We start from the raw sequence: 25414 nt of genomic DNA on the forward strand, positions 1-25414 counted from the left end.
ATTTATACTCACTTTGAGCATATTTACGATCAAAAGAAAAACGGCAGCGCCGTTCTTCCTTTAATTAGGCGATAAATTCGCCGGCTTCAAGGCCGTAATTTCTCCTCGCCCGCAAAAAGCGCCTTCGCAGCCGCCGCAGAACCCCGCGATTCGGTTGCGGAAACGAGCTTTAAAATCATCAGTTGCGCCAGTAATCGCCACGGTAACGGCGTTCGGAACGCTCGCGCTTGCGCGGGCTGTCGCCACCGATGCGCGGGGTGCAATCGGTAAAGACCTTCGCATTGAAATCGGTCGGCCGGTCGCACCAGACCAGCGGGCTCACCCTGCCCGAATTGGCGCAGCCTGCCAGTGTTACAAGTCCAAGGGCCAGAACCGGCAGTGTCATGCGCATGGGTAATCCTTTCGAAAGCTCAAGTCTTCGAGCTTATTTAGACCGTGCCGGGGTTTATTCAACCGTGGCACTCCGGAATAAGCGCGCGGCCCTGCCCTCTGGCGCCTGCCTGTCGCGAGGATCAATCGCGCAGCGCTGCCTCGATCTGATCGAGCACATCCGTCTTGCCGATACCGGTCAGGAAGGCCAGCGTGGTGATGCTGGGCTTGCCGAGGTCTTTCGGCAATTGCGCCGTCGAGACGACCAGATCGACATCGTCGATATTGCTCGCAACTTCCGTTGCCTTGCACTGGCGCGTATTGATGCGAATGCCGCGTTCCTTCAATGCGTCCTCGACAGCATGGGCCACCACCGTCGAAGTGGCTATGCCGGTCCCGCATGCGAAAAGCACAGTCTTCTGCTTGTTCATTTGCTCCCCCTTTTGATTGTCAGCCTAACGCAGAAGCTGCAGTACGTCCTGCGTTGATTTTGCCTGGCCGAGCGCCGCGATCAGTTCGGGCGATTGTATCGTCCCGGCGATCTCCTGCAGCAGCTCGATCTGCTTGTCCTTATCGTTGAGCGCCATGAGAAAAACCAGCCTTACCTTCAGCTTCTCCTCAGGGTTTTCCATATTGGCGAACTCCACCGGCTCGGCAAGACTGGCGAAGGCAATGCCTGCCTTCAGGACATGTTCCGGGTCCGTATGCGGCACGGCGACATTGCCATCCGCGCCGAGCGGCAGGCCCGTCGGAAGGCTCGCCTCGCGGGCAAGGACCGCTTCGCCATAGCTCTCCCTGACATAGCCGAGGGCGAAGAGCCGTTCGGCCAGCAGTTCTATGACCTCGCGGTCGGAAGCCGCCCTGACCCCGAGGAGGATTGCCCCGGGGTCGAGATGTTCGATCAAGGCTTGCGCCATAATTGCTGCTCCAGTCTATGATGCCGTTTCGCCGGCAGTATCGCTGTCCGCGCCGGCCGCGCGTTCCCATGCCGCCGTGTTCCTGCGATAGGCCCAGAATGCGGCGGCAATGATGGCGGCAAGGACGACGAGGCCGATGGCTCCCAGATTGTTGATCAGGGAGATCACCACATAGGGGATCCACAGGAAGCCATCCACGACGCTGGTGATCTGCACGGCATTGGCCGGCATTTCGAACCCGGAGGACTGGGCGGCCGCGGTGAAGAGCGGTGCCAGCGCATTGGCGACGTAGAAGCCGACCGCCAATGTGAACGTGCCGACGATGACCATGCGGAAGACATTGCCCTTCAGGAGCGGTGCCGTCATCGCCACGATGAACGGGATCACCGCGAGATCGGCAAAGAGGATGACGCGGTTGCCCGGCAGGATGACCGACAGGATGATCGCGATCGGCACCAGGATCAATGACGAGGAAATCGCCGCCGGATGGCCGATCAGGATCGCCGAATCGAGGCCGACCAGCAATTCGCGGTCGCCGGTGCGCTTGCGGACGAATTCCTGCGCGGCTTCCGATACCGGAAGCAGGCCTTCCATCAGGATCTTGACCATGCGCGGCAGGAGCAGCATCACCGCGGCGAGCGTCATGCCGGTTTGCAGGACCTTGGTCAGCACGATTCCGAAATCGCCCGCATTGTAATAGGCGATGACGCCAAGGACGAGGCCGATCACGAGGCCGAGGATGACCGGCTCGCCAAAGACGCCGAAGCGGCGCTCGAACGTCTCGGTGTTGAGTTCGATCCTGTTGAGGCCGGGAATGCGGTCCATGATCCAGTTGAGGATGATGGCAATCGGCAGGATCTGCGCCGAAGCCAGATGCGGCACCGAAATGCCGGGAATGCCATAGAATTTCTGCACTGCCCGTGCCGACCAGTCGGCGAACAGCAGGGTGAGCGCCACCATCAGCGCCGCGACGATCAGGCCATAGGCAAGGCTGTTGGTCGCGGCGACCGCCAATGAGCCGATGAAGGCGAAATGCCAGAAGTTCCATACGTCGACGTTCAGCGTGCGCGTGAGCCGCGTCAGCAGAAGCACGATATTGACGGCGATGGCTATCGGGATGACCCAGAGGCCCACCGAAGAGCCAAAGGCGATGGCAGCCGCCGATGGCCAGCCGACATCGACGATATCGCGCTGAATGCCGGTATTCGTGACGATCGCCTTGGCGACGTCGCCGATGGACGTCAGCATCAGCCCAAGCACGAGATTGATGCCGATGAAGGCGACGCCGATGGTGACCGCGGCGCGGAACGCCCTGCCGATCTTCGCCCCGAGTACCAGCGCTATGATGAAAATCACGATCGGCAACAGGACAGTCGGTCCCATTGCGTCGACAGCGGCCTTAAGGCCGGTCAAGAAACTATCCATTATTCCTCCCCGCGGCTCCCCACCGCCCCTGATTCGCCACAGAACTTTTGCATTTTGTGACGAATGAAAGTTCATCACATACAATTGATCGAGTCAACGCGCCGGCCGGCCGGTGACGGGTTCGATCGTTCGTTGCGTCGATGCAGTTGCAGAGTTTCAACAGATTCCGCGCGGTTTTCGACTCATTTGCCGCGCATGAAGCTCTCCAGCGGGAAGATTGCACAGGTTTCGGTGCCGTGAGCGAGCAACTTGCCGCTCGCATCGCGCAGGAAAGCCTCCGACGTCGCCAGCGTCCTGCCGCGATGGATGAGACGCCCCTCGCAATAGACCATGCCCATGCCGGCAGTGAGCGGCCTGACGAGATTGATCTTGAATTCCGCCGTCGTATAGGCCTCGCCGGGCTTCAAGGTGGTCATGATGCAGCAGGCCAGCGCAGAATCCATCAGGCTGGCGATCCAGCCGCCATGGATGCCGCCCATCGGATTGCGGTGCTCGGGCGAAGGCAGTCCCTTGAAGACGACACGGTCCTGTTCGACCTCATGCAGAGTGAACGACAGCGTCTGCGCCATGGGCGGCGCGGGATATTCGCCGCGCAGCATGGCCTGCAATATTTCCAGCCCGCCCCGCGTCGCAAGGTCGCCCAATGGCAGGAGGCCGACGCCGCTCGGGAAGGTGATCGCCTCGCTCACGTCACGGTTAGTGTCATCGTTGATGTCTGGGCTCATGGCAGATCCGGTGTGCCGGCGCGGAATCTAGGCTGCCTGCAACGAACGCGCCAGGGCATTGAGGAAGCCGTCCCGCGCTTCCGGTGGCTTCTGGGCGCGGGGCTCCCATACATGCCGGGAGAAAAAGAAGGCGGTCAACCGGAAAGCGTCGACGAGCTCCGGCAAGGAGGCGGCGCGGACATTGGTACTGACCATGAAGGCCGGCATCGCCAGCAGTTTCCCGGCCCATGGCGCGCCCGCCTCGCGCGACACGGCCCGGCCGGATTTCGGCGAGACATAAGCCAGGTCTTCGGCGCTGCCGGTTGCGGCGCAGCGCCTGAGATCGAGGCCGAAGCCCAGTTCCTCCAGCATGGCGATTTCAAACCGCAGCAGCAGTTCGCCCGCCACCAGCGAATCCTCGCTGTGTTCGAGGATGACCGCCAGCGTCTCGAACAGGTTGCGGTGCGGATCGCGCTCGGGAAGAAGCCTCAGATGCGAGGCGGCGAGCTGAAGCCCGAACAGCGCCACGGGCTGCTCGATCAGCCGTGCAGCGGCAAAATTGACTGGCTCGACCTGCATCATGCCGAGATGCTCGTCCATGCGGGCGCGCCAGACCACATCGACGCGATTGCCGGGCTGGATCATCGGCTGCATGCGGCGCGACCTGCCACCGCGGACGAGGCCGAGATGGCGGCCATGGTCGCGGGTCATCACCTCGAGGATGATGCTCGTTTCTCCATGCCGCCTTGCTCCGAGGATTATGCCTTCGTCGCGCCATTCCATCGGACGAGATTCACGCCATCATCGCGGAAATTCAAGGCCCATTTCCCGATAGCGCTCGGGATCATTGCCCCAATTGTCACGAACCTTGACGAAGAGGAACAGGTGCACCTTCTGCTCCAGGATTTCCATCAGCTCCTTGCGCGAGGCCTGGCCGATGGATTTGATCGCCTGTCCCTCATGGCCGAGGACGATCTTCTTCTGGCTGTCGCGTTCCACATAGATCACCTGCTGGATACGGACGGAGCCGTCCGGCTTTTCCTCCCAGCTCTCGGTCTCGACGGTGGAGGAATAGGGCAGCTCATTATGCAGGCGCAGATAGAGCTTCTCGCGCGTGATCTCGGCCGCCAGCATGCGCATCGGCATGTCGGATATCTGGTCTTCCGGATAGTACCACGGCCCTTCCGGCAGATTGTCGGCCAGGTATTTCAGCAGGTCCTTGCAGCCATAGCCCTTGAGGGCGGAAATCATGAATGTCCGGTCGAAAGGCACCATTTCATTGGCCTGCCTGGCCAGTTCCAGGAGCTTGGGCGCTTCGATCCGATCCACCTTGTTGAGGACGAGGATGACCTTGCGCTGCCTCTCCCTGATACCGGAGAGCAGCCGTTCCACCTCTTCGGTGATGCCCTGCTCGACATCGATGAGGACGAGGATGATATCCGCATCCTTGGCCCCGCCCCAGGCGGTGGTGACCATGGCCTTGTCGAGGCGCCGCTTCGGCTTGAAGATGCCGGGCGTATCCACCAGCACCATCTGCGCATTGTCATGGATGACGATGCCGCGAACCAGCGCGCGCGTGGTCTGCACCTTGTGCGTGACGATCGAGACCTTGCTGCCCACCAGCTGGTTGACCAGGGTGGACTTGCCCGCATTCGGCGCGCCGATAAGCGCGATGAAACCGGAGCGGGTCGGCCCTTCCCCCGGGGTCTGCGGCGTTTGTTCCTGTTCAGCCATTTGCTGTATCTTCCTGCGTTCTCTGCCGAACGCCTTCCCTGAAAAGCAGGGCCATTGCGGCTTCCTGCTCGGCAATTCTCTTCGACCGGCCCATACCTATCGCCGGTTCAAATCCCTTGACGCTCGCCCTCACCGTGAACTGCGGATCATGGTCGGGTCCGGTACGCTCGATCACTTCATAGAGCGGCTGGGCGCCGTCCTGCTGATGGGCCCATTCCTGCAATTCCGTCTTCGGGTCGCGCTGGGCCGAGTTTACCTGACGCGAGCGTTCGCTCCAATGGCGTTCTATGAAGGGCTGCGCCGCCTCCAGTCCGCCATCGAGATAGATCGTCGCGATCAGCGATTCGACCACGTCGGCGCGAAGGCTGCGGAGCCGCTTGTCCGCCAGCCCCTTCACATCGGCGCCGGTGCGTATGAATTCGTGCAGGCCGATATCGTCGGCCACCGAGGCGCAGGTATCGGCGTTCACCAGCGAGTTCAGCCGCAGGGACAATTCGCCCTCGGTCGCCGTCGGATAGGCGCGGAACAGAAGGTCGGCGATCACGAGCCCGAGCACGCGGTCGCCGAGGAATTCCAGCCGTTCATAATCGGAGCCTGCCGAGGAACGGGCGCTTGCATGGGTAAGCGCACGCTCCAGCCGGCCAAGATCGAGGAACTTGTGCTGTGTCTTCTCTTCCAGTCTCCGGACCGAGTCGGCGGAAAGGCTCATAGGCGTGTCAATTGTTCTCGACCGAATTCGGAGCCGCATTCACACTGTGCAGCAAGCGGTCGAACCTGATCTCGGAAGGCCAGCGCCAGATGGCCAGCGGGCTCGCCCTGCCGGCGATCGAGAAGAAGATGACATTGGCGCGACCGATGAAATTTTCCAGCGGCACATAGCCGACGCCGCCCTCGGACGCATCCACGCGGCTGTCGCTGGAATTGTCGCGATTGTCGCCCATCATGAAATAATGTCCGGCGGGGACGACGAATTCGCGCGTATCGTCGCTGTAGCCATTGGGCGACAGGTCGAGCGTGTCATAGGTGATGCCGTTCGGCAGCGTCTCGCGATAGACATCGACCGGCTGGTTGGATGCGGTGACATCGGGATTGCTGATCTGCCCGACCTTCTCGCGCGGCACTGCGACATCATTGATGTAGAGCACGCCGGCGCGCATCTGGATACGGTCGCCGGGCAGGCCGATCACGCGCTTGATGAAATCGAGCGATGTATCGCTGGGCTTGCGGAACACGGCAATATCGCCGCGCTGCGGCTCGCCGGACCAGATACGGCCGGAGAACAGGTTGGGCGACCACGGGATCGAATATTTCGAATATCCATAGGAGAATTTCGAGACGAAGAGATAATCACCCTCCAGCAGCGTCGGGCGCATCGATCCCGATGGAATGTTGAACGGCTGGAACAGGAGCGTGCGGATAACCAGTGCGAGCAGGAGCGCCTGCACGATAACGCTGATCGTCTCGCCGAGACCACCGGAATTCTTTACAACAGCTTTATCGCTCACGCTTCACATATCTCCATAACTGAATTTGCCTCTCTTAGCCGCTGGGGGCCTGCGGGGCAATGCGCTTCAATCGCGCTCTTTGGCGTTTGATTACGGCTATTCTTCGATTTTCGAAGTTTCAACCGCTTCGATGATCACGAATGCTTGTGCAAGCGGGAAATCATCGGTGATGGTCAGATGGATGCGCGGCGTATGGCCCGGCGGCACGATCTTCTCCAGACGCCGGGCCGCGCCGTTTTCGAGCCGCATCGTCGGCGCCCCGCTCGGCAGGTTCACGACACCCATGTCGCGCCAGAACACGCCCTGCGACAGCCCTGTCCCCAGGGCCTTGGCGCAGGCCTCCTTGGCGGCGAAGCGCTTGGCATAGGAAGCGGCGCGCTGTTTGCGGCGCTCGGACTTGGCCTGTTCGACCGGCGTATAGACCCGGTCGATGAACCGCTGGCCGTGACGTTCCAGCGTCTTTTCGATCCTGCGTATGTCGATGAGATCGCTGCCAATTCCGATGATCATGAAGTCTCAGCCATTTTTTGCAGCCGGCAGGCGGGCGTCCGCTTGTTCTGGAAACCGGCAACGGCCCAACGGACGGGGAAATAGGCCAGGAGGCCTGCGGCGAGGCCGAGCGGCACCGCGCCGATGAGCATGGGTTCGAAGAGCGGATGCCAGAGCGTTCCGAAATCGAGATGATGCAGCATGGCGCCGAGATGCTCCGGCATCGGATCGCCGCTGAAGCTGCCGGTCATGACGAAGCGCCCGGTTTCGAGCGTTGCCGCCCAGATGAACGGCAGAAACAGCGGATTGCCCAGCGTCGTGCCCAATATGGCAGCGGCCATGTTGCCGCCGATCAGCCATGCGACGGCGAGCGCCACCGCGATATGGATGCCGAGGAGCGGAATGAAGGCCGCGAAAATGCCGCAGGCAAAGCCCGCCGCAATGGCGTGCGGCGTAGCCCGCAGGCGCAGGACGCGCTTGCCGAAATAGCGCAGCGACCGGCTGACAGACCGGCGCGGCCACAATGCGAGGCGCAGGCGCTCGCCTATTCCAGGCCTATGTCGCTGCTTGAACAGCATGTTGAACGCATCCCTTTCAGCCCCGGGCTCTTGCCGGCCCGGCAGGTCCGTATAGTCCTGCTATATATTCCTGCTACCGGGCTTGACCGGCGGAATTGCGGCAAGCTCCGGTGGAAGCTGGTCGGCAGGATAAGCCGGAACTTCATATTCCGCCAGCGCAATCAAAGGAACGCCGATCTCGCTCTTGCCGGCGGAACGGTCGATGATGCAGGCGGCGGCCAGGACTTCGGCGCCGAGTTCCCTGAGGCAGGTCACCGTCTCGCGGATGGAAAGCCCGGTGGTCACGATATCCTCGACGATGACGACGCGCGCGCCCTTGGCGATGTCGAACCGGCGCAGCTTGAACGTGCCGCCTTCCCGCTCCACCCAGATCGCCGGCACGCCGAGATGGCGCGAGGTCTCATAGGCCGGGATGATGCCGCCGATGGCCGGGCCGACCACATAGTCGATCGGGCCGAGTTCCGCCTGCCTGATCCTTTGCGCAAGGCCCCTGCACACGCGCTCCGTCTTGTCGGCATGCATGAAAACGCGGGCCTTCTGCAGGAAAACGGGGCTGCGCAGCCCCGAAGTCAGGATGAAATGGCCGTGCAGGATGGCCCCTGCCTCGCGAAAGACGTCCAGTACTTCTTCGGTGTTCATGTTGCCCCCTTGCTTAGCCATTCACGCGCTGCGCATCGCTCACGCATTTGCTCTCTTTGAGTTTCGACAGGATGCGGTTGAGATGTTTCAGGTTCCACACCTCGATATCGACGATCATCTGGGTGAAGTCGGGCGCCGAGCGCACCATCGAGAGATTGTGGATGTTCGTCTCGCTATCGGCGATGATCTGGGCGATCTCGGCCAGCGAACCCGGCGCATTGATCGCGGAAATGCTGATGCGCGCCGGAAACCGGTCGCGGCGGCTCTCGTCCACATCCCAGCGCACGTCGATCCAGCGCTCCGGCTGGTCGTCATAGGCCATCAGCGCGGAAGACTGGATCGGATAGATGGTCATGCCGGAGCCGGGCTGCAGGATGCCGACGATGCGATCGCCCGGCACCGCGCCCTCGGGCGAGAAATGCACCGCCATGTCGGCGCTGGCGCCGCGGATCGGCAGCGCCTGCGGGCCGCCCGGCTCGACGCCGGCCGCTTCCGCGCCCTCGGGCATCTTGAAGATCATGCCGGCGGCGTTGCGGAAATTCACCCAGCCCTCCTCGCGCTCCGTCGCCGACGGCTTGGGTTTCGCGTCCTGATACTCCGGATAGACCGCCTTCATGACATCGGAGGACGGCAATTCGCCCCGGCCGACCGCCGCGAGCACGTCGTCGATCTCCTTGCGGGCCAGTCGCGGCAGGCCCTTCTTCAGTTCGTCGCGCGAGTAGACCTTGCCGGCGCGCTCGAAGGCCCGTTCGAGAATCTGCATGCCGAGGCCGGAATATTGCTTGCGCACCGCAAGCCGCGTCGCCCGGCGGATGGCGGCGCGCGCCTTACCGGTGACCACGAGCGCTTCCCATGCGGCTGGCGGCGTCTGCGCCTTGGAGCGGATGATCTCCACCTCGTCGCCATTATGCAGCACGGTCATGAGCGGCATGATGCGGCCATTGACCTTGGCGCCGACACAGCTGTCGCCGATGCTGGTGTGGACGGCATAGGCGAAATCGATGGGCGTCGCGCCGCGCGGCAAGGCGATCAGCCGCCCCTTCGGCGTAAAGCAGAACACCTGGTCCTGGAAAAGCTCGAGCTTGGTATGTTCGAGGAATTCTTCCGGATTGTCGCCCTCGGCCAGCGCCTCGATGGTCTGCCGCAGCCAGGCATAGGCATTGGTCTCGGTGGAAATGACATGCGGGTTCTGCGCGCTGCCGCGATCCTTGTAGATGGAATGCGCCGCCACGCCATATTCGGCGATGTCGTCCATCTCGCGCGTGCGGATCTGCAGTTCGACGCGTTGCCGCGACGGACCGACGATCGTCGTGTGGATGGAACGATAATCGTTCTGCTTGGGCGTCGAAATGTAATCCTTGAAGCGCCCCGGCACCATCGACCACGTGGTATGGATGATGCCGAGCGCATTGTAGCAATCGCCGACCGTATCGACGATGACGCGGAAGCCGAAAATATCCGACAGCTGCTCGAAGGAGAGGCCCTTGCTCTCCATCTTGCGGAATACCGACCAGGCCTTCTTCTGGCGGCTCTTGACGCTGGCCTTGATGCCGTGCTGGGCGAACAGGGTGGAAAGGTCGGTCTCGATCTGCTGCAGCGTCGGCCGGTTCTTCTCCATCAGCTCGGCAAGGCGGTTGGTCACCGCATTGAAGGCTTCCGGATTGATATGGCGGAAGGCGAGCTGCTCCAGTTCCTCGCGCATGTCCTGCATGCCCATGCGCCCGGCCAGCGGCGCATAGATGTCCATCGTTTCCTCGGAAATGCGCAGGCGCTTGTCCTCGGGAACATGGTTCAGCGTGCGCATATTGTGCAGCCGGTCGGCAAGCTTCACCAGAAGCACGCGCACATCGTCGGAAATCGCCAGCAGCAGCTTGCGCAGGTTCTCCGCCTGTACCGCCTTCTTGGAAACGAGATCGAGCTTCTTCAGCTTGGTCAGGCCCTCGACGAGCTTGCCGATGTCGGGCCCGAACAGCGTATCGATCTCCTGGCGCGTCGCCGAAGTATCCTCGATCGTATCATGCAGCAGCGCGATGGCGATGGTCGCCTCGTCCAGATGCATGTCCGTCAGGATCGCCGCGACTTCGAGAGGATGGGAGAAATAGGGATCGCCGGAAGCCCGCTTCTGCGTACCATGCTTCTGCATGGCATAGACATATGCCTTGTTGAGCAGCGCCTCATTCACGTCAGGCTTGTAACGCTGGACACGCTCGACAAGCTCATACTGACGCATCATGGGCGCACACCTCCGGGATTACACTAATACTGGCACAGATTGGCATCTGCGCCGTCTATATGGGCATTTGCGCGGCAATGCGCAAAAATAATGCGCCGCAGTTTCGTGCGACGCATCAAGGCCTTGCGGCCGCTATCGCGTTGACCGCGACTTGATCAGTAATCGTCGCTCTTTTCCGGTGCCACCAGGCCTTCGATGCCTGCAAGCAGTTCCTCTTCCGACATGGAGTCGAAGGAAACATTGTCGTCGGCATCGCTCGCCGTCTCGACGGTCTCGCCTTCGGCAGTGATCAGCTGGGGCGCTGCGGCGGCTGCTTCGGGCTCGTCGACTTCGACATGCTTCTGCAGCGAATGGATCAGGTCTTCCTTCAGGTCGCCGGGAGACAGGGTCTCGTCTGCGATCTCACGCAGGGCGACAACCGGGTTCTTATCATTGTCGCGGTCGACGGTGATCGCGGCGCCTTGCGAAATCAGGCGGGCGCGATGACTTGCCAGCAGCACCAGCTCGAAGCGGTTCTCTACCTTGTCAACGCAATCTTCAACAGTGACGCGGGCCATGAACTGCCCCTTTCATTTTTCAAGAATTGGCGGATTAATGCGCACATAACGCGGTTGCCGGCAAAAAACAAGTAAAAGCGCTCAAATCGACATGGATTCGTGCCGCCGCCACCGGTCAATTCGCCGTGCAATCCCATCGGGCGGCGTGATCGACCGATGGCCCACAGGACCCGGTCACGGCTAATTCACTTCCTCACGGAACATTTAACAGCTATGTCCAGTTATCTGTACAAATTTAGCGCAATGGGTATTGGCATTTGCGACAAGTCGCCCTACTGATATATTAAGACTTTCGTATAAGATCAGATCGGGCTACTTGAGAGATCAAGCTCATTTGAATTGACGCTCGAATTTTCGAAATGGAACCATATTATGTTTGATCCCCGTGAAAAGATTGTCTTGTTCATCGACGGTGCAAATCTCTACGCAGCTTCAAAGGTACTCGGTTTCGATATTGATTATCGCAAGCTTCTGGCAGCTTTTCAAAAGCGCGGTTACCTGCTTCGCGCCTATTATTACACGGCGCTCGTCGAGGACCAGGAATATTCATCCATTCGGCCGCTGATCGATTGGCTCGACTATAATGGCTACAAGGTCGTCACCAAGCCCGCCAAGGAATTCACCGATTCCGCCGGCCGCCGCAAGATCAAGGGCAATATGGACATCGAGCTTGCCGTCGATGCCATGCAGTTGACCGATACGGTCGACCACTTCGTCATCTTCTCCGGCGATGGCGACTTCCGCTCGCTGGTCGAGGCGCTCCAGCGCAAGGGCCGCAAGGTCAGCGTCGTGTCGACGCTTTCCACCCAGCCGCCGATGATCTCGGACGAACTGCGGCGCCAGGCCGACCACTTCATCGACCTCACCTCGCTGCGCACCGAAATCGGCCGCGAAACGAGCGAACGCGTGCAGCGCCAGAGGGTCGAGGAAGAACAGGCCGACTACTGATCGGCGCATCCAGAAAATGCCGCCGGAAAATGCCGCATGGAAAACCGTGCGGCATTGTGCTTTTAACGGCACATGAGTGTCGAACCCTCCCCCGATTGCCCGATCTGCGTGCGGCTCCATGATTTCATCGCCGGCTGGCGCTTGAAAGAACCGGGCTGGCACAATGCCCCTGTCCCGACCTTCCTGCCGGTCGAAGGACCGGATTCGGTCAGGCTTCTCATCGTCGGCCTCGCGCCGGGCCTGCGCGGCGCCAACCGCACCGGACGCCCGTTCACCGGCGACTATGCCGGCGACCTGCTCTATGGGACATTGGATGAATTCGGCTTCTCGCGCGGCAAGTTCGCTGCCCGCCCCGATGACGGGCTGGAACTGATCGGGGCGGCGATCACCAATGCGGTGCGCTGCGTGCCGCCCGAAAACAAGCCGGTCGGCGGCGAGATCAGCAATTGCCGGCGCTTTCTCACGCCGACGATCGGGCGGTTCGGTCGCTTGCGCGCCATCGTCACGCTCGGCACGATCGCGCATCAATCGACCGTGCGGGCCATGGCGCGGCCGGTGGCAAGGCATCCTTTCAGCCATGGCGGCCAGAGCGACATCGGCAGCGTCCGGCTATTCTCCAGCTATCATTGCTCGCGCTACAACACCAATACGGGACGGCTGACGGAACAGATGTTCCGCAGCGTCTTCGCCAATGTGCGGGATTATCTCGACGGGATCGAGAACGACGCGTGATCAGCCGCGGTCGCGCAGCAGACGCGATTTCTCGCGGTTCCAGTCGCGCTGCTTTTCAGTCTCGCGCTTGTCGTGCAATTTCTTGCCTCGCGCAACCGCAAGTTCCAGCTTGGCCCTGCCGCGATCGTTGAAGTAAAGCTTCAGCGGCACGATGGTCATGCCTTCGCGATCGACCGATTGCGCCATGCGCGCCATTTCGCGGCGGCTGACCAGCAGCTTGCGATGGCGGCGCGGCTCGTGATTGAAGCGATTGGCCTGCAGATATTCCGGAATGTAGGAATTGATCAGCCAGAACTCGCCATTCTCGAAGCTCGCATAGCTTTCCGCAATGTTCGACTGGTTGTTGCGCAGCGACTTCACTTCCGTGCCCTGCAAGACGATGCCAGCCTCTATCGTGTCGAGAATCTCGAAATTGAAGCGCGCTTTGCGGTTTTCAGCAATGATCTTGCGAACCGTCGGTGTCTTTGAGGCAGTTTTTGGCTTGTTCATGCGATCTATATAGGCACTGCGTGGCCTTTTGTCAGTTGACCAGCCCCGCATGACGCATGGCATCGTCGATCCGGGCCGCGGTCGCCGCCTCGATCTGCACCATCGGCGAGCGTAGCGCATTCTGCATCTTGCCAAGCTTGGACAGGGCATATTTCGGCCCGCCCGGATTGGGCTCGAGGAACAGCGCCTTGTGCAGCGGCATCAGCTTGTCCTGGATCTCCAGCGCGGCCGGGTAGTCGCCGCTCAGGGTCGCGGCCTGGAACTCGGCGCAGAGCCGCGGCGCGACATTCGACGTCACCGAAATGCAGCCGACGCCGCCATGGGCGTTGAAGCCGAGCGCCGTCGCATCCTCGCCCGAAAGCTGGATGAAGTCCTTGCCGCAGGTGATCCGCTGTTCCGAAACGCGCTCGATCTTGCCGGTTGCATCCTTCACGCCTGCTATGTGCTTGAATTCGTTCGAAAGCTTGCCCATCGTCTCCGGCGTCATGTCGATGATGGAGCGGCCGGGGATATTATAGATGATGATCGGCAGCGATACCGCCTGGGCAATCGCCTTGTAATGCTCGTAGAGCCCGCGCTGGCTCGGCTTGTTGTAATAGGGCGTCACGACGAGGATGGCGTCCGCGCCGGCCTTCTCGGAGAATTCGGCGAGTTCGATCGCCTCGCGGGTATTGTTGGAGCCGGCGCCGGCGATGACCGGCACTTTCCCGGCGGCTTCCTCGATGCAGACTTCGACCACGCGCTTGTGTTCCGCATGGGAAAGCGTCGGCGATTCACCCGTGGTTCCGACGGGAACGAGGCCGTTGGTACCCTCGCTGATCTGCCAGGATACGAAGGCGCGAAAGGCTTTTTCGTCGAAGGCACCATTGTCGAGGAATGGCGTGACGAGTGCGGTGATTGAGCCTTTCAGCATGGGTAACTCCGAGTATTGATGATGCGAACCGCCAGTTTCAAACCGGAACGGTCGTAAGGTGGCGCACCATAATCGCGCAGGCCCGCTGGCACAAGTTGATTTCCTTGATGAAAACTATCAACTTGCCAGAAGTGAAAGATTGCAATCTACTTGTCGCGGTAAGGTTCCGTTAAGAAGGCTTTCATAGGTCCGCCATTATTGTCTGTCTACGTCTCGCCGAGCGGGACGTTCAAGACCCGCCTTCGTGAATTTGGTAGCCCGTATGCTGAGAAAACTTGTTCTGCGTTCCGTCATTCTTGGCTTTGGCCTTCCGGCTGCGGCATTGACCGCGCATGCCCAGGCTCCAACACCGCCGGCAGCAGTGCCGGTGCCGACCCTGAAGCCCTTCGCGCCGACGCAAACCCGCGTCAGTCCGGCCATCCAGGCCGTGACGCCGCCGGACCCGGTGACGACTTCGGCCATCAAGCCGCCTTCGAGCCCGACCGCTGTGGCCGGGAGCCTGAAAAGCGGTCTCGATGCGCTCTCTTCCAGAGATGTGCGCCGCGCGCTCGCCATCCGCAACGGCCTGCCGCAGAACGCCCTCGACCGCCATATCCTCACCTGGGCGATCGGCCTGTCGAACGCGCCGGGCCTGCCGAGTTCCGAGATCGCGAGAGCGGCGGCGGAACTGCCGGGCTGGCCGGGCATGGCAACATTCCGCAGCAATTCCGAGCGGGCGCTTTTCAAGGAGAACCCGCCGGCCGCGACCGTCATCAACGCCTTCGGCAATACCAGGCCGCAGACGCCCGAGGGCATGATCATCCTTGCCCGCGCCCATGTCGCAAATGGCGATACAGCGAGGGCCCGGCAGGTTCTCGGGCCTTTCTGGCGCACCAAAAAGCTGGATGACGGCCAGGAAGCGGCGATCCTCAAGGAGTTTTCGCAGGTCATCGCACGCGAAGACCATCTGATGCGGATGCTGACCATGCTCTACGAGGGCAAGGTGAAATCCGCCGGGCGGGTCGCCGGGCTTTCCAACGCGGAATCGCTGTACCAGGCTTTTGCGGCAGTGCTGAAGAAATCGCCCGATGCCGGCAAGAAACTCGCTGCCGTGCACGAGAGCTGGAAGGGCAACCCGGCCTATATATTCGCCAAGGCGCAATATCTGCGCCGCCAGGAGAAGTTCAAGGAAGCCGCCGATGTGATCAATACCGCGCCGCGCAATGCCGCCGCGCTGGTCGATCCTGATGCGTGGTGGACCGAGCGGCGCGTGCTTTCGCGCGAGCTTCTCGATATCGGCGATGCCAAGCGCGCCTACCGCGTTGCCGCAATGCACGTCGCGGAGACGCCGGTGGTGGCGGCCGATGCCGAATTCCATGCGGGCTGGTATGCGCTGCGGGCACTGCGCGATGCGCGTACGGCCCATCGCCATTTCGCCCGCATCGCCGAACTCTCGTCGCGGCCGATGTCCGCCTCGCGCGCCTATTACTGGCTCGGCCGCGCCGCCGAGGCAGGCGCCGGCGGCAATTCACGCGATTATTATGCGCGCGCCGCCCATTACGGCACGACCTTCTACGGCCAGCTCGCAGCCGCCAAGCTTGGCCAGACCGGGCTGCAACTGCCCTATCCGCGCCCGACGGATGCGGAACGGAACCGGTTTGCCCAGCGCGAAGCCGTGCGCGCCATCCAGCGGCTGGAGCAGGCAGGCTATGATTCCCGCGCCGCCCTGCTCTATTCGAGCCTGGCACAGGAACTCGACAGTCCGGGCGAACTCGCCCTCCTCGCGGTCATGGCGGAGCGCAAGAACAATCATTTCGTCGCCTTGCGCGTCGGCAAGGCGGCGGCCCAGCGGGGCATCGACGTCGGCGCCCTGTCGCATCCGATCGGCGCCATTCCCGAGAATGCCAATATTTCCGGCTCCGGCGCCGCCCTCGCCTATGCCATCGCCCGGCAGGAAAGCGAGTTCAACCCCGGCGCGGTGTCGAGTGCGGGTGCCCGCGGCCTCTTGCAACTGCTGCCTGGTACGGCCAAGGGCGTTGCAACCCGTGCGGGCATGTCCTATTCGCAGTCGCGCCTCACCACGGATGCGGCCTACAATGCGACGCTCGGTGCGAAATTCCTCGGCGAGCAGATCGCCAAGTTCGACGGTTCCTATGTGCTGACCTTTGCCGGGTACAATGCCGGCCCGACGCGCGCCAATGAGTGGAAGGCACGCTATGGCGATCCGCGCGGCAAGAGCGTCGAGGAAGTCGTCGACTGGATCGAGCGCATTCCCTATACCGAGACCCGCAATTACGTTCAGCGCGTCATGGAGAATTACCAGGTCTACAAGGCGCGGCTGACCGGCAAGGCCCGGATCGAGAGCGACCTGACGGCCGGTCGGAGCTAGGAGCTTTGGCGCAGCCCTGTCGCGACCATTTCTACAAGGCCGCCGACGGGCTGGACCTCTATGCCCGCATCTACCCGGCAAGCGGCGGCGATGCGGGCCTGCCGCTCGTCTGCCTGCCGGGCCTTACCCGCAACAGCCGCGATTTTCACGAACTGGCGTTTCATCTCGCCAATCAGGCCGAGAGGCCGCGCATGGTCGTGGCCTTCGACTATCGCGGCCGGGGCCGTTCCGGTTACGATCCGGTCTGGACGAACTACAATGTCGGCGTCGAGGCCGGGGACATACTGGCCGGCCTTGCCGGCCTGCGCCTGGAGCGCGCCATCTTCCTCGGCACGTCGCGCGGCGGCCTGATCACCCACATCCTGGCGGCAATGGCGCCCGCCATTGTCGCCGGCGTCATATTGAACGACATCGGACCGGAGATCAGCCCGGCCGGCCTGATGCAGATTGCGCACTACCTCTCCGTCCCGTCCGAGCCGATCCGCAGCTGGGCCGAGGCGGCCGAGCAGCAGCGCAAGGTCCACGGCGCGGCATTTCCGGCCCTGGACGCCGCCGACTGGAACCGCTTCGCCATGGCGATCTACCGCGAGGACGATGGTTTCATCGTCCCGGATTACGATCCGCAATTGCGCAATACGCTGCAGGGCATCGACTTCGGCGCGAAGCTTCCGGATCTGTGGCCGCAATTCTCGCTGATGGCGCAGCTGCCGCTTTTGCTGGTGCGCGGCGAGAATACGAGCCTCGTCACGCGTGAGACCGTGGACGAGATGCGGCGGCTGCATCGCTCCATGCAATATCTGGAAGTGCCGGGCCAGGGCCATGCGCCGCTGCTCGAAACGGGAGAGATTCCCGCCCGGATTTCGCAATTCTGCGCGGATATCGATCTATTTCGTTGATTTCCGCCGAGGTTTTGCGGCTTTCGGCGCGGCGTTCCTTGCCGTTGCCTTCGGTGCAACGGTTGCCTTCGGCGCTATGGTCTTGACGAAGCCCGCCGCCTGTTGCGGCCATTTCTCCCTTGTCGCCCGGCCGGAAAAGCCGATCTCGTCGCTGATCCATGCCGCCTGTTCGGCATTCCAGCTGGCGATCTGGTCAAAGTGGAATACGCCGATACCATGCAGCCGGGTCTGGATCGCCGGGCCTATGCCGTCGATGAGGGTGAGGTCGTCGGCCTTGCCGCGCCGCGCCTTGGCCAGCAGCGAGGGCTTGTTGGCCTCGATCTGGCGCGGATGCGAGCGATTTTCCTGGACCTGCGGCGTTTTCCGCTTTGCAGGCGGGCTCTTGAGCGGCTTTGGCGGCACCGGCTCCGCCGGCGGAACCATGGCAGCGGCGTCCGCCGCCGATTTTCGCACCTCCTCGGCCGCTGTCGGCAAGGCGCCGCGGGCGGCAAGGCGAGCATCGGCGGCGCGGGTCGAATCCGCGGCGGCAGACGGTTGTCCGGGTGAAAAATGCCGATAGAAGCGCCCGATGACGGCGCCGATCACGAAGGCGGCGGCGATGAGAAACAGCGATTGCAGAAGAAACATGACCATGGCGTTTATACTCCCCGCATCATGTCAGGCGCCACGCCCGTCATGGGTTGCCCAGCCGACATAGAAGCCGACGAGCAGCGCCACGATCAGAAACAGCCATAATTGTCCCATGAGATATAGCATGCCGACATCCCCCTATCCGCCGTTGGAATTCTGAACCGTCAGGTTAATGTCTCCCTGGCTCAATTGTCCAGGAATCCCCGCCTGGAGCGCCTCCGTCACCGATGCGCGGGCTGCGGCGTTAGCCACGGCTCCGCGGATGGTGAGGACGGACCCGGATATTTCGATCTCGCCATTGATCAGCTGCGCCGCCTGCACGAGCGCGAAATTCGCCATGTCGAGGAAATCCGCCGGCGCGCCGCGCGCTACGGCCAGTTCGTCCAGTATTTCAATGCCGGGCATGGCCAGTTCGGCGGCATCCAGCACCCTGGCGCGCATGTCGCCATAGGGCACATTGCCCGAAAGCAGCACGCCATCATCGGATTTCGTCACGGCAAAGGTAAATGGATCGGCCAGTTGCAGCAGCGTGGTCTGGTTGTCGACGATGCGCACGCCCGGCGTTTCATCCGCGAGCCGAACCGCCGCCGCCAGATCTTCAGGCGAAGGCGCGACGCCCTTGAGGATGAGGTCGCGGCCATCGACCTCCACGCTGGCCCAGGGCTGCGCTTCCAGTGCCGTCGTCGCCGCCGCCGTTATCCTTTCGTCGATCGGCCCGGCCAGAAACCAGCCGGCGAGCACGGTCAGCAGGCCAATGGTGATGAGCCCCGGCCAGAACCAGCTAACTATCGAGCGCATGTCGCATTATTATCCCTATCGCCGCAGCCCGGCCGCCCGGCGCGGCCCCATGACCCCCGGCCGCCCGACGCGGCCCATAACTCCAAAAGTCACGAAGCAAGGTTCTGCCGCATGTGCCCGGCAATTTCAACTCGCGGCACGGAATAAAGAAAGCCCGGCAGTTTTCACTGCCGGGCTTCTTTCAACAATAATCCGTGAAAGGATTAGAAGTTGCGCTGGAAGCGGATGATGCCCTGGAAAGCGTCGTCCACGCCACCGAATTCGTCGGCGCGATCGCCGTCAAACTTGGTGTAGTTGATTTCCGGGGTGATTACGAAGCCGGGAACCAGCTCGTAAGCTACGTTGGCAGCGGCAGCGAACGTGCCGTCGTCTTCGTATGCGCCCTGCAGGTTGAAGGTTGCCTTTTCGGAAACCTTGGCAGCGATACCGCCCCAGACAGCGAAGTCACCATTCCAACGACCGAAGTAGTTGTTACGGAACTCATCGCCATTGGACTTGTAGCCGCCCTGTACCCATGCCGAGACAGTGTCGGTGAAGTTTACGTCCAAGCGGATCTTACCAGCGAATTCTTCAGACACGGAGTCGTAACCAGCAACGGCGCCGATCTTGCCCCAAGCCTGCTCGAACTTCGCACCAGCAACAACATGCGGCATGTAGTCTTCGATTTCCCAGCCATCATCGCCCTGCTCGAGGCCGATCGTTGCCGAGAAACCATTGCCGCCGGCAAAGGTGTAGCTGATCTGGTTGGTAACATATGCGCCTGGCTCGATGACGTCATCCGAGATGATGTCGCCGAGGTAGCCGAGGTACGACGTGAACTGCGAATCGGTTGCACCGACGCGGAAACCGCCGAGTTCGATGAAGCCGTTGTTCAGCTCGACGGAGTCGGCATTGGCGCCATCGTCGAAGTTGTAACGCAGTTCGATGTACGAACGCAGCGTGCCAAGCTCGGTCTCGTTACGAGCGTCGACGCGCAGAGTTGCACGGCTGCGCTTTGCCCAGGTGTCGCGCTCGAGGCCAGTGTAGGCATCGTCGCCAGCCTTGGCGTCGTAACGTACGTAACCGCTGATCTTCAGGCAGGTTTCGGTCCCCGGAATATAGAAGAAGCCTGCGCCGTACGTGTCGCAAACGCGAACGTATTCAACGGGCTCCGGCTCGGCAACGACGACTGCATCGGCAGCGCGTGCACCGGTTGCTGCAACGAGAACTGCAGCTGAGCCGAGAAGAAGGCTCTTAATGTTCATTTCTGACCTCCAGTCAAAGTTAAAAATGGGTCTGGGCATTCCAATTTGGCTGAAGGACAACCTGCCCCCATCCCCTAAGTCTCAGAAGAAATGCGGATAACGCCCTTCCTCTCGATTGACCATACTCGGCAGCGCTACTCTTTCAACAGCGAATGTCGGCCGGGGCATCCTCTCCCGGCTCGTAGACCAGGTGCTGTTGCACAAAAGCCACGAAATAGCCGCTTCCCGTGGAATATCTTTACCACTCATTAATATAGGTAACCCGGATTTTAACGAAATTTTCGCCTGCGATGCCGGTAACGGAACGGCAGCGCCGCCGAGAATCGCCTATTTCGAGGCGGTTTTCGCGGCTGTTCCCTTCGAATCGCCTCGCCGCCGGCTAATCTCCCAATGGTGATTTGACATGACTTATCTCTACCTCCTTGTTGCCATAGTCTGCGAAGTGATCGCCACGTCCGCGCTGAAGCAGGCCGATGGCTTCACCCGGCTGTGGCCGTCGCTCATCTGCATCGCCGGCTATGGCGCGGCGTTCTACCTGCTGTCGATCCCGCTCAAGACCATGCCGGTCGGCATCGTCTATGCGATCTGGTCGGGCGCAGGCATCGTCCTCATCGCCGCCGTCGGCCTCGTCTGGTTCAAGCAGTCGCTCGATCTGGCGGCGGTCATCGGCCTCGCTTTGATCATAGCGGGCGTGCTCATCGTCAACCTCTTCTCCCGCACGATCGGCCATTAACCGCCGCTGAAACGGCTCGTTCTCCGCTGCCTCCAGTCCGAATCTTGACTGGAGGTCAGAAATGAACATCAAGAGCCTTCTTCTCGGCTCCGCTGCAGTACTCGTTGCAGCAACCGGCGCACGCGCCGCAGACGCAGTTGTCGTCGCCGAACCCGAGCCCGTCGAATATGTCCGCGTTTGCGACACCTACGGCGCCGGCTTCTTCTACATCCCCGGCACGGAGACCTGCCTGAAGATCGACGGTTATGTCCGCGTCGACGTAAAAGGCGGCGATCTTCTGGGCCGCAACACCGACACCGATGCCGAAATCGATAGCTACAAGCATCGCTCGCGCGGCGTCGTCCGTTTCGATGCCCGCTCCGATACTGAGCTCGGCACGCTCCGTTCCTACATCGCGACCGAATTCACGGTTGACGAAGGTGCTGACAGTGTAGGCTTGCCGCACGCATTCATCGAGCTTGGCGGCTTCCGCATCGGCGTGACCGATTCGGTATTCGGCAGTTGGACCGGCGGCGGCAATGTCATCAACGACGACCTTATCGACTATGACGGCGACAAGACCAACCAGGTCAATTACACCTTTGCCGGCGGCAACGGCTTCTCGGCCGTCATCGGCCTGGAGCAGGGCGACAAGGATCATCTGGTCACCGATTACATGCCGCATGTCGTAGCGGGCGCGAAGTTCAAGCAGGCCTGGGGCGCTATCTCCGGCGTGGTCGGCTACGACTCGGTCGTGGAAGAGTTTGCCGGCAAGCTCCGTCTGGATGCCAATTTCAGCGACAGCATCACCGGTTTCATCATGGCTGGCTATCAGTCTGACGCCTACACCAAGGCCAAGATCAAGAACTATTACGGTGCATGGTCCGGCGACTGGGCCGTCTGGGGTGGTCTCTCCGCCAAGGTGTCCGACAAGGCAACGATCAATGGCCAGCTCGCCTATACGGAAGCTGAAACCATCGCTGCTTCTTTGAACGTCGATTATGAACTCGTGCATGGCTTCGTCATCACGCCGGAAATCGACTACAAGGACGAAAAGAAGACCAAAGATCAGTTCGGCGGCATTATCCGCTTCCAGCGCAACTTCTAATCACAACTCGCATACCGACGCCGGGTGACCGGCGTCGGCTTTTTCACGATCGTTTCATATTGGCTATTTTTCAGCGCCGCCTTGGCAGCGCAGCACTCATTTCAAGAGAAGAAAGGATTTCAGCACCGGTCGCGGACCGAGGAGAGATTGGAAATGCCTGGAACGACATCGATGGCGTGGAGGGTCGATAGAACCGGTTATGGTTTTATCGGACGAAGGTCTATCATTCTAAAGTGGCATGGCTGGGTGCATTGCGTTTTTCGGGAAGGCGGGTACAACTCTCCGCATATTTTACCGATCGATGTTTTTAATGCCAGGGTGTCGCCCGCATGTTGATTTCAGCCATTTCCCATCCGGCCGGAGCGGTCGAACCCTCCTTTGCGGTCCAGTATGACTATGATTTGCGCTATTCATCGCAGAGCCAGGGCAAGCTGCATCTCAGGCGGGAGCACAGCCTGCATGATCTGGCGGCGAATTATATCAGCATCCTCTGGGATGAGGGCTCGCACAAGACGAATGTGCGCTCCTTTCTCGGCGAGATGGGCGAGATTCTGATTGGCCGGCGCTTCAGCAATTTCACGCAGGAGATGCTGGACCATGTGGTGGGCACGCTCCGCGAGCGTGGCAACAGCAATGCCACGATCAACAGGAAGATGGCGGCCTTGAGCAAGCTGCTTCGAAAAGCCCAGAAGATGGGCGATATTGACGGCCTGCCGGAGTTTCAACGGCAGAAGGAGCGTCAGGGCCGCATCCGCTTTCTCGAGCAGGATGAAGAACTCGCGCTGTTCGAGGCGATAAGGTCGCGCTGCGAAGACAGTTACCGGCTCGCCATCTTTCTCGTCGATACGGGCTGCCGCCTCGGCGAGGCGATCGGGCTTTCCTGGAACGATCTGCAGCAGGCGCGCGCGACATTCTGGCTGACGAAATCCGGCCGCAGCCGCACGGTCCCCCTCACCTTGCGCGCCCGGCAATCGACCGAGATTCCGCATGGCCGGCTGAAAGGGCCTTACGCCATGCTCGGCCAGGTGCGTTTCCGCGCCATATGGAACGAGGCGAAGCAGCAAGTCGGGCTTGGCGCGGACGACCAGGTCGTGCCGCATATATTGCGCCACACCTGCGCCTCGCGGCTGGTGCGCGGCGGCATCGACATCAGGCGCGTCCAGATCTGGCTCGGCCACCAGACATTGTCGATGACCATGCGCTACGCCCACCTCGCCACCAACGACCTCGACGCCTGCGTGGCAGTATTGGAACGGGCGTAGTGTCTGGCTCAGCAGAACCGGCCCGATAATCGGCGATGGAACATTGTGATGTCGATTGCAGCTGGAGACTGGTTCGAGCGCTTGCGATTGGGCGGAAAAGCGCCGTCTGCTTGACTTGTTGCGGATATCGCAACATATGTATGACACACGCACGTAAACATCTGGCATGAAGGGAGAGCGTGATGGTTTCCAACACAAATACGTTCACTCACACGGCTAAAGATGCCCGCGAGTCGCAGAACAGCGACACCGGATTCGACGCACGCCCAACGGCCAGCAAGACCGATTATACGGCCTTCACCAAGGACGTTATCAAGCGATTCCCCAAGGTAATCGCTGAACTTGCCAAGTGAGCCAAGATGGCTGCCGCTCAAGGCGGTCGTAGAAATCAATCAGGCCCATGTTGAGGATACGGGAGAAAATCACGCTCTCCTGTCGAAGCCGAAGCTGGAGGGCGCGTTGGTGCGTCCTCAAAATCTTTTTCATTACCGGAGCGTATATAGCGTCGTAACATTAGGCGTCAGCCTGATGTTTGCCATAGCAGAGGCGCACGCCTTCGAGCAGGGCAACAAGAGGACGGGGTTCACATCCGGACTGGCCTTCCTGCACGAGAATGGCTTCATCTATGATGGGCCCGATACGGTCGATCTTGCCACGAGCTTCAAGAAAGTGATCGAGAGAAAAGCCTCTCAGATGTGGTTCCAGAGTCAATTCATAGAACACGTCTTCGAGATATAGGTCACTCGATGTCCCGATAGGAGGCATTCGAAGCGGCAGTGCGTATCCGGGCCTCCAGGCGGGCCGGTTCCGGTTCGCCAAACCGAAACGCAAGGCCGGGAACATGAATGGGTTTGGCTGCCCGCCCCATGAAGGACGGCACCGCCGCCTGCCACGCCAAGCGACCGGAAGAAAACCCAGGTCGCACAAACAGGCTTCGAAGTCAGCAGGTTGCATAAGAAAAATGGCGGAGAAGAAGGGATTCGAACCCTCGAGAGCCTTTTGAGCCCTACTCCCTTAGCAGGGGAGCGCCTTCGACCACTCGGCCACCTCTCCGAGGACGCTGACTAAAGATGAAACCCCGCCTTGGCAAGGTTTTTGTTTCAGTGCCACTTAAAAAATGCCGCCAGCCTCGCCCGGTTCGGCGAAGTGCGGGATCGACCTGCAATTTTACGCTGCATTGCGGCAACCAAAAGACGAAAAGCGAATGAATGTGGCGAAATAATCACAATATGATGGCGGTGATTTCACGGGAAAAATCGAGTTCAAACCTCTGGCCGAAAAGCGCTTTTCGCCTGACGATCATCGCCATGGCCGTTCTCGCACCTAACCAATGGATGGGATTCCCAATCGGCTCCGAATTTGTAACATAGGTGCGAATCGCAGTGATCTTGGACCATGGAGGCCAGCATGAAGCAGTGTCGCTCTATTGCCTTGGGAGCGTCGCTCGGAGCAGCGCTTGTCTGCTCCTCAATCAGCACGAGCATGGCAGCAGACAAAGCCGCAGCCAGCACCGAACGGGAGCCATTCATCTATTTTGCCACCACCGATCCATTCCTTGCGCCGGGGCAAAAGCCGACGCGCAATGATGTGACGCTCTTTGGCGGGCCCTTCACCACCGATACGGCCGGCGGCGCATTGAGTATCTTCGGTGCCGACTACACGTCCAACTACATTATCGGCGTCACCTATGGCCGCGATGTCTTCGATCTCGGCGCCGGCTTCCTGCTTGGCGGCGTCGCGGGCGTGGCCATCCGCTTCGGCGAGGATGACGACACATCGGGCGAAATCTGGGGCGGCGTGCGGCTCAAGCATCAGGGCCTCGTGATTGGCGACATCGTGATCTCGCCGGCCTTCACCGCCGGTCTCAGCGCGGTCACCGGCGAGACGGAAATCGAGAAGGAACGCGAGGCGCGCTATGATGGCGACGCCTCCTTCATCGGCTTCCTCGGGCCCGAACTGTCGGTCCGCTGGCGCGGCGCGCCCAATCTGGAACTGACCTGGCAGCTGCATCACCGCTCCGGCGGCGGCGGCACCTTCGGCGACATGGGCGAAACATCGAACGCCAATACGATCGGCATTCGCTACCGCTTCTGAGCGGTGTCTCGGGGCCGGGTCCACCTGGCACATAGCGCTCGACAGGCCCGGGCCGGCCCGCTAGGTTGTG

At 61.1% G+C, this 25414-nt stretch carries 29 protein-coding genes and 1 tRNA gene; 10 read left to right on the forward strand and 20 right to left on the reverse strand.

Annotated features, from left to right (window positions below; all coding sequences use genetic code 11):
- Positions 1-178: 178 nt before the first annotated feature.
- From M8997_RS21720 to rpoZ, 14 genes are all read right to left on the reverse strand, one after another.
- A complete protein-coding gene (locus M8997_RS21720) occupies positions 179-391 on the reverse strand; it encodes a hypothetical protein (RefSeq protein WP_250014503.1) in 213 nt (70 codons plus the stop codon).
- Positions 392-512: 121 nt separating this feature from the next.
- Positions 513-800: a PTS sugar transporter subunit IIB gene (locus M8997_RS21725; protein WP_250014505.1), complete on the reverse strand. Its 288-nt coding sequence runs from the start codon at positions 798-800 to the stop codon at positions 513-515.
- Between the two features lie 24 nt (positions 801-824).
- Positions 825-1286, reverse strand: coding sequence for a PTS sugar transporter subunit IIA (locus tag M8997_RS21730; protein WP_250014507.1), 462 nt, complete (start codon positions 1284-1286; stop codon positions 825-827).
- A 15-nt stretch (positions 1287-1301) separates the two neighbouring features.
- Positions 1302-2711 carry a PTS galactitol transporter subunit IIC gene (locus M8997_RS21735; protein ID WP_250014510.1) on the reverse strand — a complete coding sequence of 470 codons (1410 nt, stop codon included), beginning with the start codon at positions 2709-2711 and terminating at the stop codon, positions 1302-1304.
- Between the two features lie 182 nt (positions 2712-2893).
- Positions 2894-3436, reverse strand: coding sequence for a PaaI family thioesterase (locus M8997_RS21740; RefSeq protein ID WP_250014512.1), 543 nt, complete (start codon positions 3434-3436; stop codon positions 2894-2896).
- A gap of 27 nt (positions 3437-3463) precedes the next feature.
- Positions 3464-4198, reverse strand: coding sequence for a DNA repair protein RecO (recO, locus tag M8997_RS21745; protein WP_250014515.1), 735 nt, complete (start codon positions 4196-4198; stop codon positions 3464-3466).
- 18 nt (positions 4199-4216) lie between these two features.
- On the reverse strand, positions 4217-5149 hold the full coding sequence (gene era, locus M8997_RS21750; RefSeq protein WP_250014516.1) for a GTPase Era: 933 nt from the start codon (positions 5147-5149) through the stop codon (positions 4217-4219).
- Positions 5142-5858, reverse strand: coding sequence for a ribonuclease III (rnc, locus tag M8997_RS21755; protein WP_250014517.1), 717 nt, complete (start codon positions 5856-5858; stop codon positions 5142-5144). The genes era and rnc overlap by 8 nt, the downstream gene beginning before the upstream one ends.
- Positions 5859-5865: 7 nt before the next feature.
- Complete coding sequence (gene lepB, locus M8997_RS21760; RefSeq protein ID WP_250014518.1) at positions 5866-6654, reverse strand: signal peptidase I; 789 nt, start codon at positions 6652-6654, stop codon at positions 5866-5868.
- A gap of 96 nt (positions 6655-6750) precedes the next feature.
- Positions 6751-7164, reverse strand: a complete 414-nt coding sequence (gene acpS, locus M8997_RS21765) for a holo-ACP synthase (protein ID WP_250014519.1) — start codon at positions 7162-7164, stop codon at positions 6751-6753.
- Positions 7161-7721: a DUF2062 domain-containing protein gene (locus M8997_RS21770; RefSeq protein ID WP_250014520.1), complete on the reverse strand. Its 561-nt coding sequence runs from the start codon at positions 7719-7721 to the stop codon at positions 7161-7163. Before M8997_RS21770 ends, acpS begins: the two co-directional genes overlap by 4 nt.
- A gap of 60 nt (positions 7722-7781) precedes the next feature.
- Positions 7782-8360, reverse strand: coding sequence for an orotate phosphoribosyltransferase (gene pyrE, locus M8997_RS21775; protein ID WP_250014521.1), 579 nt, complete (start codon positions 8358-8360; stop codon positions 7782-7784).
- A gap of 13 nt (positions 8361-8373) precedes the next feature.
- A complete protein-coding gene (locus M8997_RS21780; protein ID WP_250014522.1) occupies positions 8374-10593 on the reverse strand; it encodes a bifunctional (p)ppGpp synthetase/guanosine-3',5'-bis(diphosphate) 3'-pyrophosphohydrolase in 2220 nt (739 codons plus the stop codon).
- 155 nt (positions 10594-10748) lie between these two features.
- Positions 10749-11150: a DNA-directed RNA polymerase subunit omega gene (rpoZ, locus tag M8997_RS21785; protein WP_250014524.1), complete on the reverse strand. Its 402-nt coding sequence runs from the start codon at positions 11148-11150 to the stop codon at positions 10749-10751.
- A gap of 372 nt (positions 11151-11522) precedes the next feature.
- On the opposite strand from rpoZ, the gene M8997_RS21790 reads away from it, so the two are divergent.
- Together M8997_RS21790 and M8997_RS21795 are read left to right on the forward strand one after the other, a co-directional pair.
- Positions 11523-12098 (forward strand): NYN domain-containing protein, encoded by a 576-nt coding sequence (locus tag M8997_RS21790; RefSeq protein WP_250014526.1) that lies wholly within the window; start codon positions 11523-11525, stop codon positions 12096-12098.
- 72 nt (positions 12099-12170) lie between these two features.
- The gene (locus M8997_RS21795) at positions 12171-12830 is read left to right on the forward strand and encodes a uracil-DNA glycosylase (RefSeq protein ID WP_250014528.1); all 660 of its coding nucleotides are present in this window, start codon (positions 12171-12173) and stop codon (positions 12828-12830) included.
- Here M8997_RS21795 and smpB read toward each other — a convergent pair whose 3' ends face one another.
- Together smpB and dapA are read right to left on the reverse strand one after the other, a co-directional pair.
- Positions 12831-13319 carry an SsrA-binding protein SmpB gene (smpB, locus tag M8997_RS21800; protein ID WP_250014530.1) on the reverse strand — a complete coding sequence of 163 codons (489 nt, stop codon included), beginning with the start codon at positions 13317-13319 and terminating at the stop codon, positions 12831-12833.
- Positions 13320-13350: 31 nt separating this feature from the next.
- Positions 13351-14232, reverse strand: coding sequence for a 4-hydroxy-tetrahydrodipicolinate synthase (dapA, locus tag M8997_RS21805; RefSeq protein ID WP_250014533.1), 882 nt, complete (start codon positions 14230-14232; stop codon positions 13351-13353).
- A 262-nt stretch (positions 14233-14494) separates the two neighbouring features.
- Between dapA and M8997_RS21810 the strand changes: the two genes are divergently transcribed.
- The gene (locus M8997_RS21810; RefSeq protein WP_250014535.1) at positions 14495-16600 is read left to right on the forward strand and encodes a lytic transglycosylase domain-containing protein; all 2106 of its coding nucleotides are present in this window, start codon (positions 14495-14497) and stop codon (positions 16598-16600) included.
- A gap of 5 nt (positions 16601-16605) precedes the next feature.
- On the forward strand, positions 16606-17496 hold the full coding sequence (locus M8997_RS21815; RefSeq protein ID WP_250014538.1) for an alpha/beta fold hydrolase: 891 nt from the start codon (positions 16606-16608) through the stop codon (positions 17494-17496).
- On the opposite strand, the gene M8997_RS21820 is transcribed toward M8997_RS21815, so the two are convergent.
- The 3 genes from M8997_RS21820 to M8997_RS21830 all read right to left on the reverse strand — a co-directional run bounded on the left by M8997_RS21820 (position 17485) and on the right by M8997_RS21830 (position 20168).
- Positions 17485-18129 (reverse strand): 50S ribosomal protein L21, encoded by a 645-nt coding sequence (locus tag M8997_RS21820; RefSeq protein WP_250014541.1) that lies wholly within the window; start codon positions 18127-18129, stop codon positions 17485-17487. The two genes, M8997_RS21815 and M8997_RS21820, sit on opposite strands and share 12 nt — an antisense overlap.
- A 135-nt stretch (positions 18130-18264) precedes the next feature.
- Positions 18265-18924: a BON domain-containing protein gene (locus M8997_RS21825; RefSeq protein ID WP_250014543.1), complete on the reverse strand. Its 660-nt coding sequence runs from the start codon at positions 18922-18924 to the stop codon at positions 18265-18267.
- A 203-nt stretch (positions 18925-19127) separates the two neighbouring features.
- Positions 19128-20168: a porin gene (locus M8997_RS21830; protein WP_250014545.1), complete on the reverse strand. Its 1041-nt coding sequence runs from the start codon at positions 20166-20168 to the stop codon at positions 19128-19130.
- 403 nt (positions 20169-20571) lie between these two features.
- On the opposite strand from M8997_RS21830, the gene M8997_RS21835 reads away from it, so the two are divergent.
- The 5 genes from M8997_RS21835 to M8997_RS21855 all read left to right on the forward strand — a co-directional run bounded on the left by M8997_RS21835 (position 20572) and on the right by M8997_RS21855 (position 23988).
- On the forward strand, positions 20572-20901 hold the full coding sequence (locus M8997_RS21835) for a multidrug efflux SMR transporter (RefSeq protein ID WP_250014547.1): 330 nt from the start codon (positions 20572-20574) through the stop codon (positions 20899-20901).
- A gap of 61 nt (positions 20902-20962) precedes the next feature.
- Positions 20963-21988, forward strand: coding sequence for a porin (locus tag M8997_RS21840; RefSeq protein ID WP_250014550.1), 1026 nt, complete (start codon positions 20963-20965; stop codon positions 21986-21988).
- A gap of 329 nt (positions 21989-22317) precedes the next feature.
- A complete protein-coding gene (locus tag M8997_RS21845; protein WP_250014552.1) occupies positions 22318-23250 on the forward strand; it encodes a site-specific integrase in 933 nt (310 codons plus the stop codon).
- Positions 23251-23432: 182 nt separating this feature from the next.
- The gene (locus tag M8997_RS21850) at positions 23433-23603 is read left to right on the forward strand and encodes a hypothetical protein (RefSeq protein ID WP_250014554.1); all 171 of its coding nucleotides are present in this window, start codon (positions 23433-23435) and stop codon (positions 23601-23603) included.
- Positions 23593-23988, forward strand: a complete 396-nt coding sequence (locus M8997_RS21855) for a type II toxin-antitoxin system death-on-curing family toxin (RefSeq protein WP_250014556.1) — start codon at positions 23593-23595, stop codon at positions 23986-23988. The genes M8997_RS21850 and M8997_RS21855 overlap by 11 nt, the downstream gene beginning before the upstream one ends.
- A 224-nt stretch (positions 23989-24212) precedes the next feature.
- Here the strand turns inward: M8997_RS21855 and M8997_RS21860 are convergent.
- Positions 24213-24303: transfer RNA gene (locus M8997_RS21860), tRNA-Ser, on the reverse strand.
- Between the two features lie 429 nt (positions 24304-24732).
- On the opposite strand from M8997_RS21860, the gene M8997_RS21865 reads away from it, so the two are divergent.
- Positions 24733-25344, forward strand: coding sequence for a hypothetical protein (locus M8997_RS21865; RefSeq protein WP_250014558.1), 612 nt, complete (start codon positions 24733-24735; stop codon positions 25342-25344).
- The last annotated feature ends 70 nt before the right edge of the window (positions 25345-25414 follow it).

The organism is Phyllobacterium sp. 21LDTY02-6, assembly GCF_023554255.2.
Taxonomy (GTDB): domain Bacteria; phylum Pseudomonadota; class Alphaproteobacteria; order Rhizobiales; family Rhizobiaceae; genus Phyllobacterium.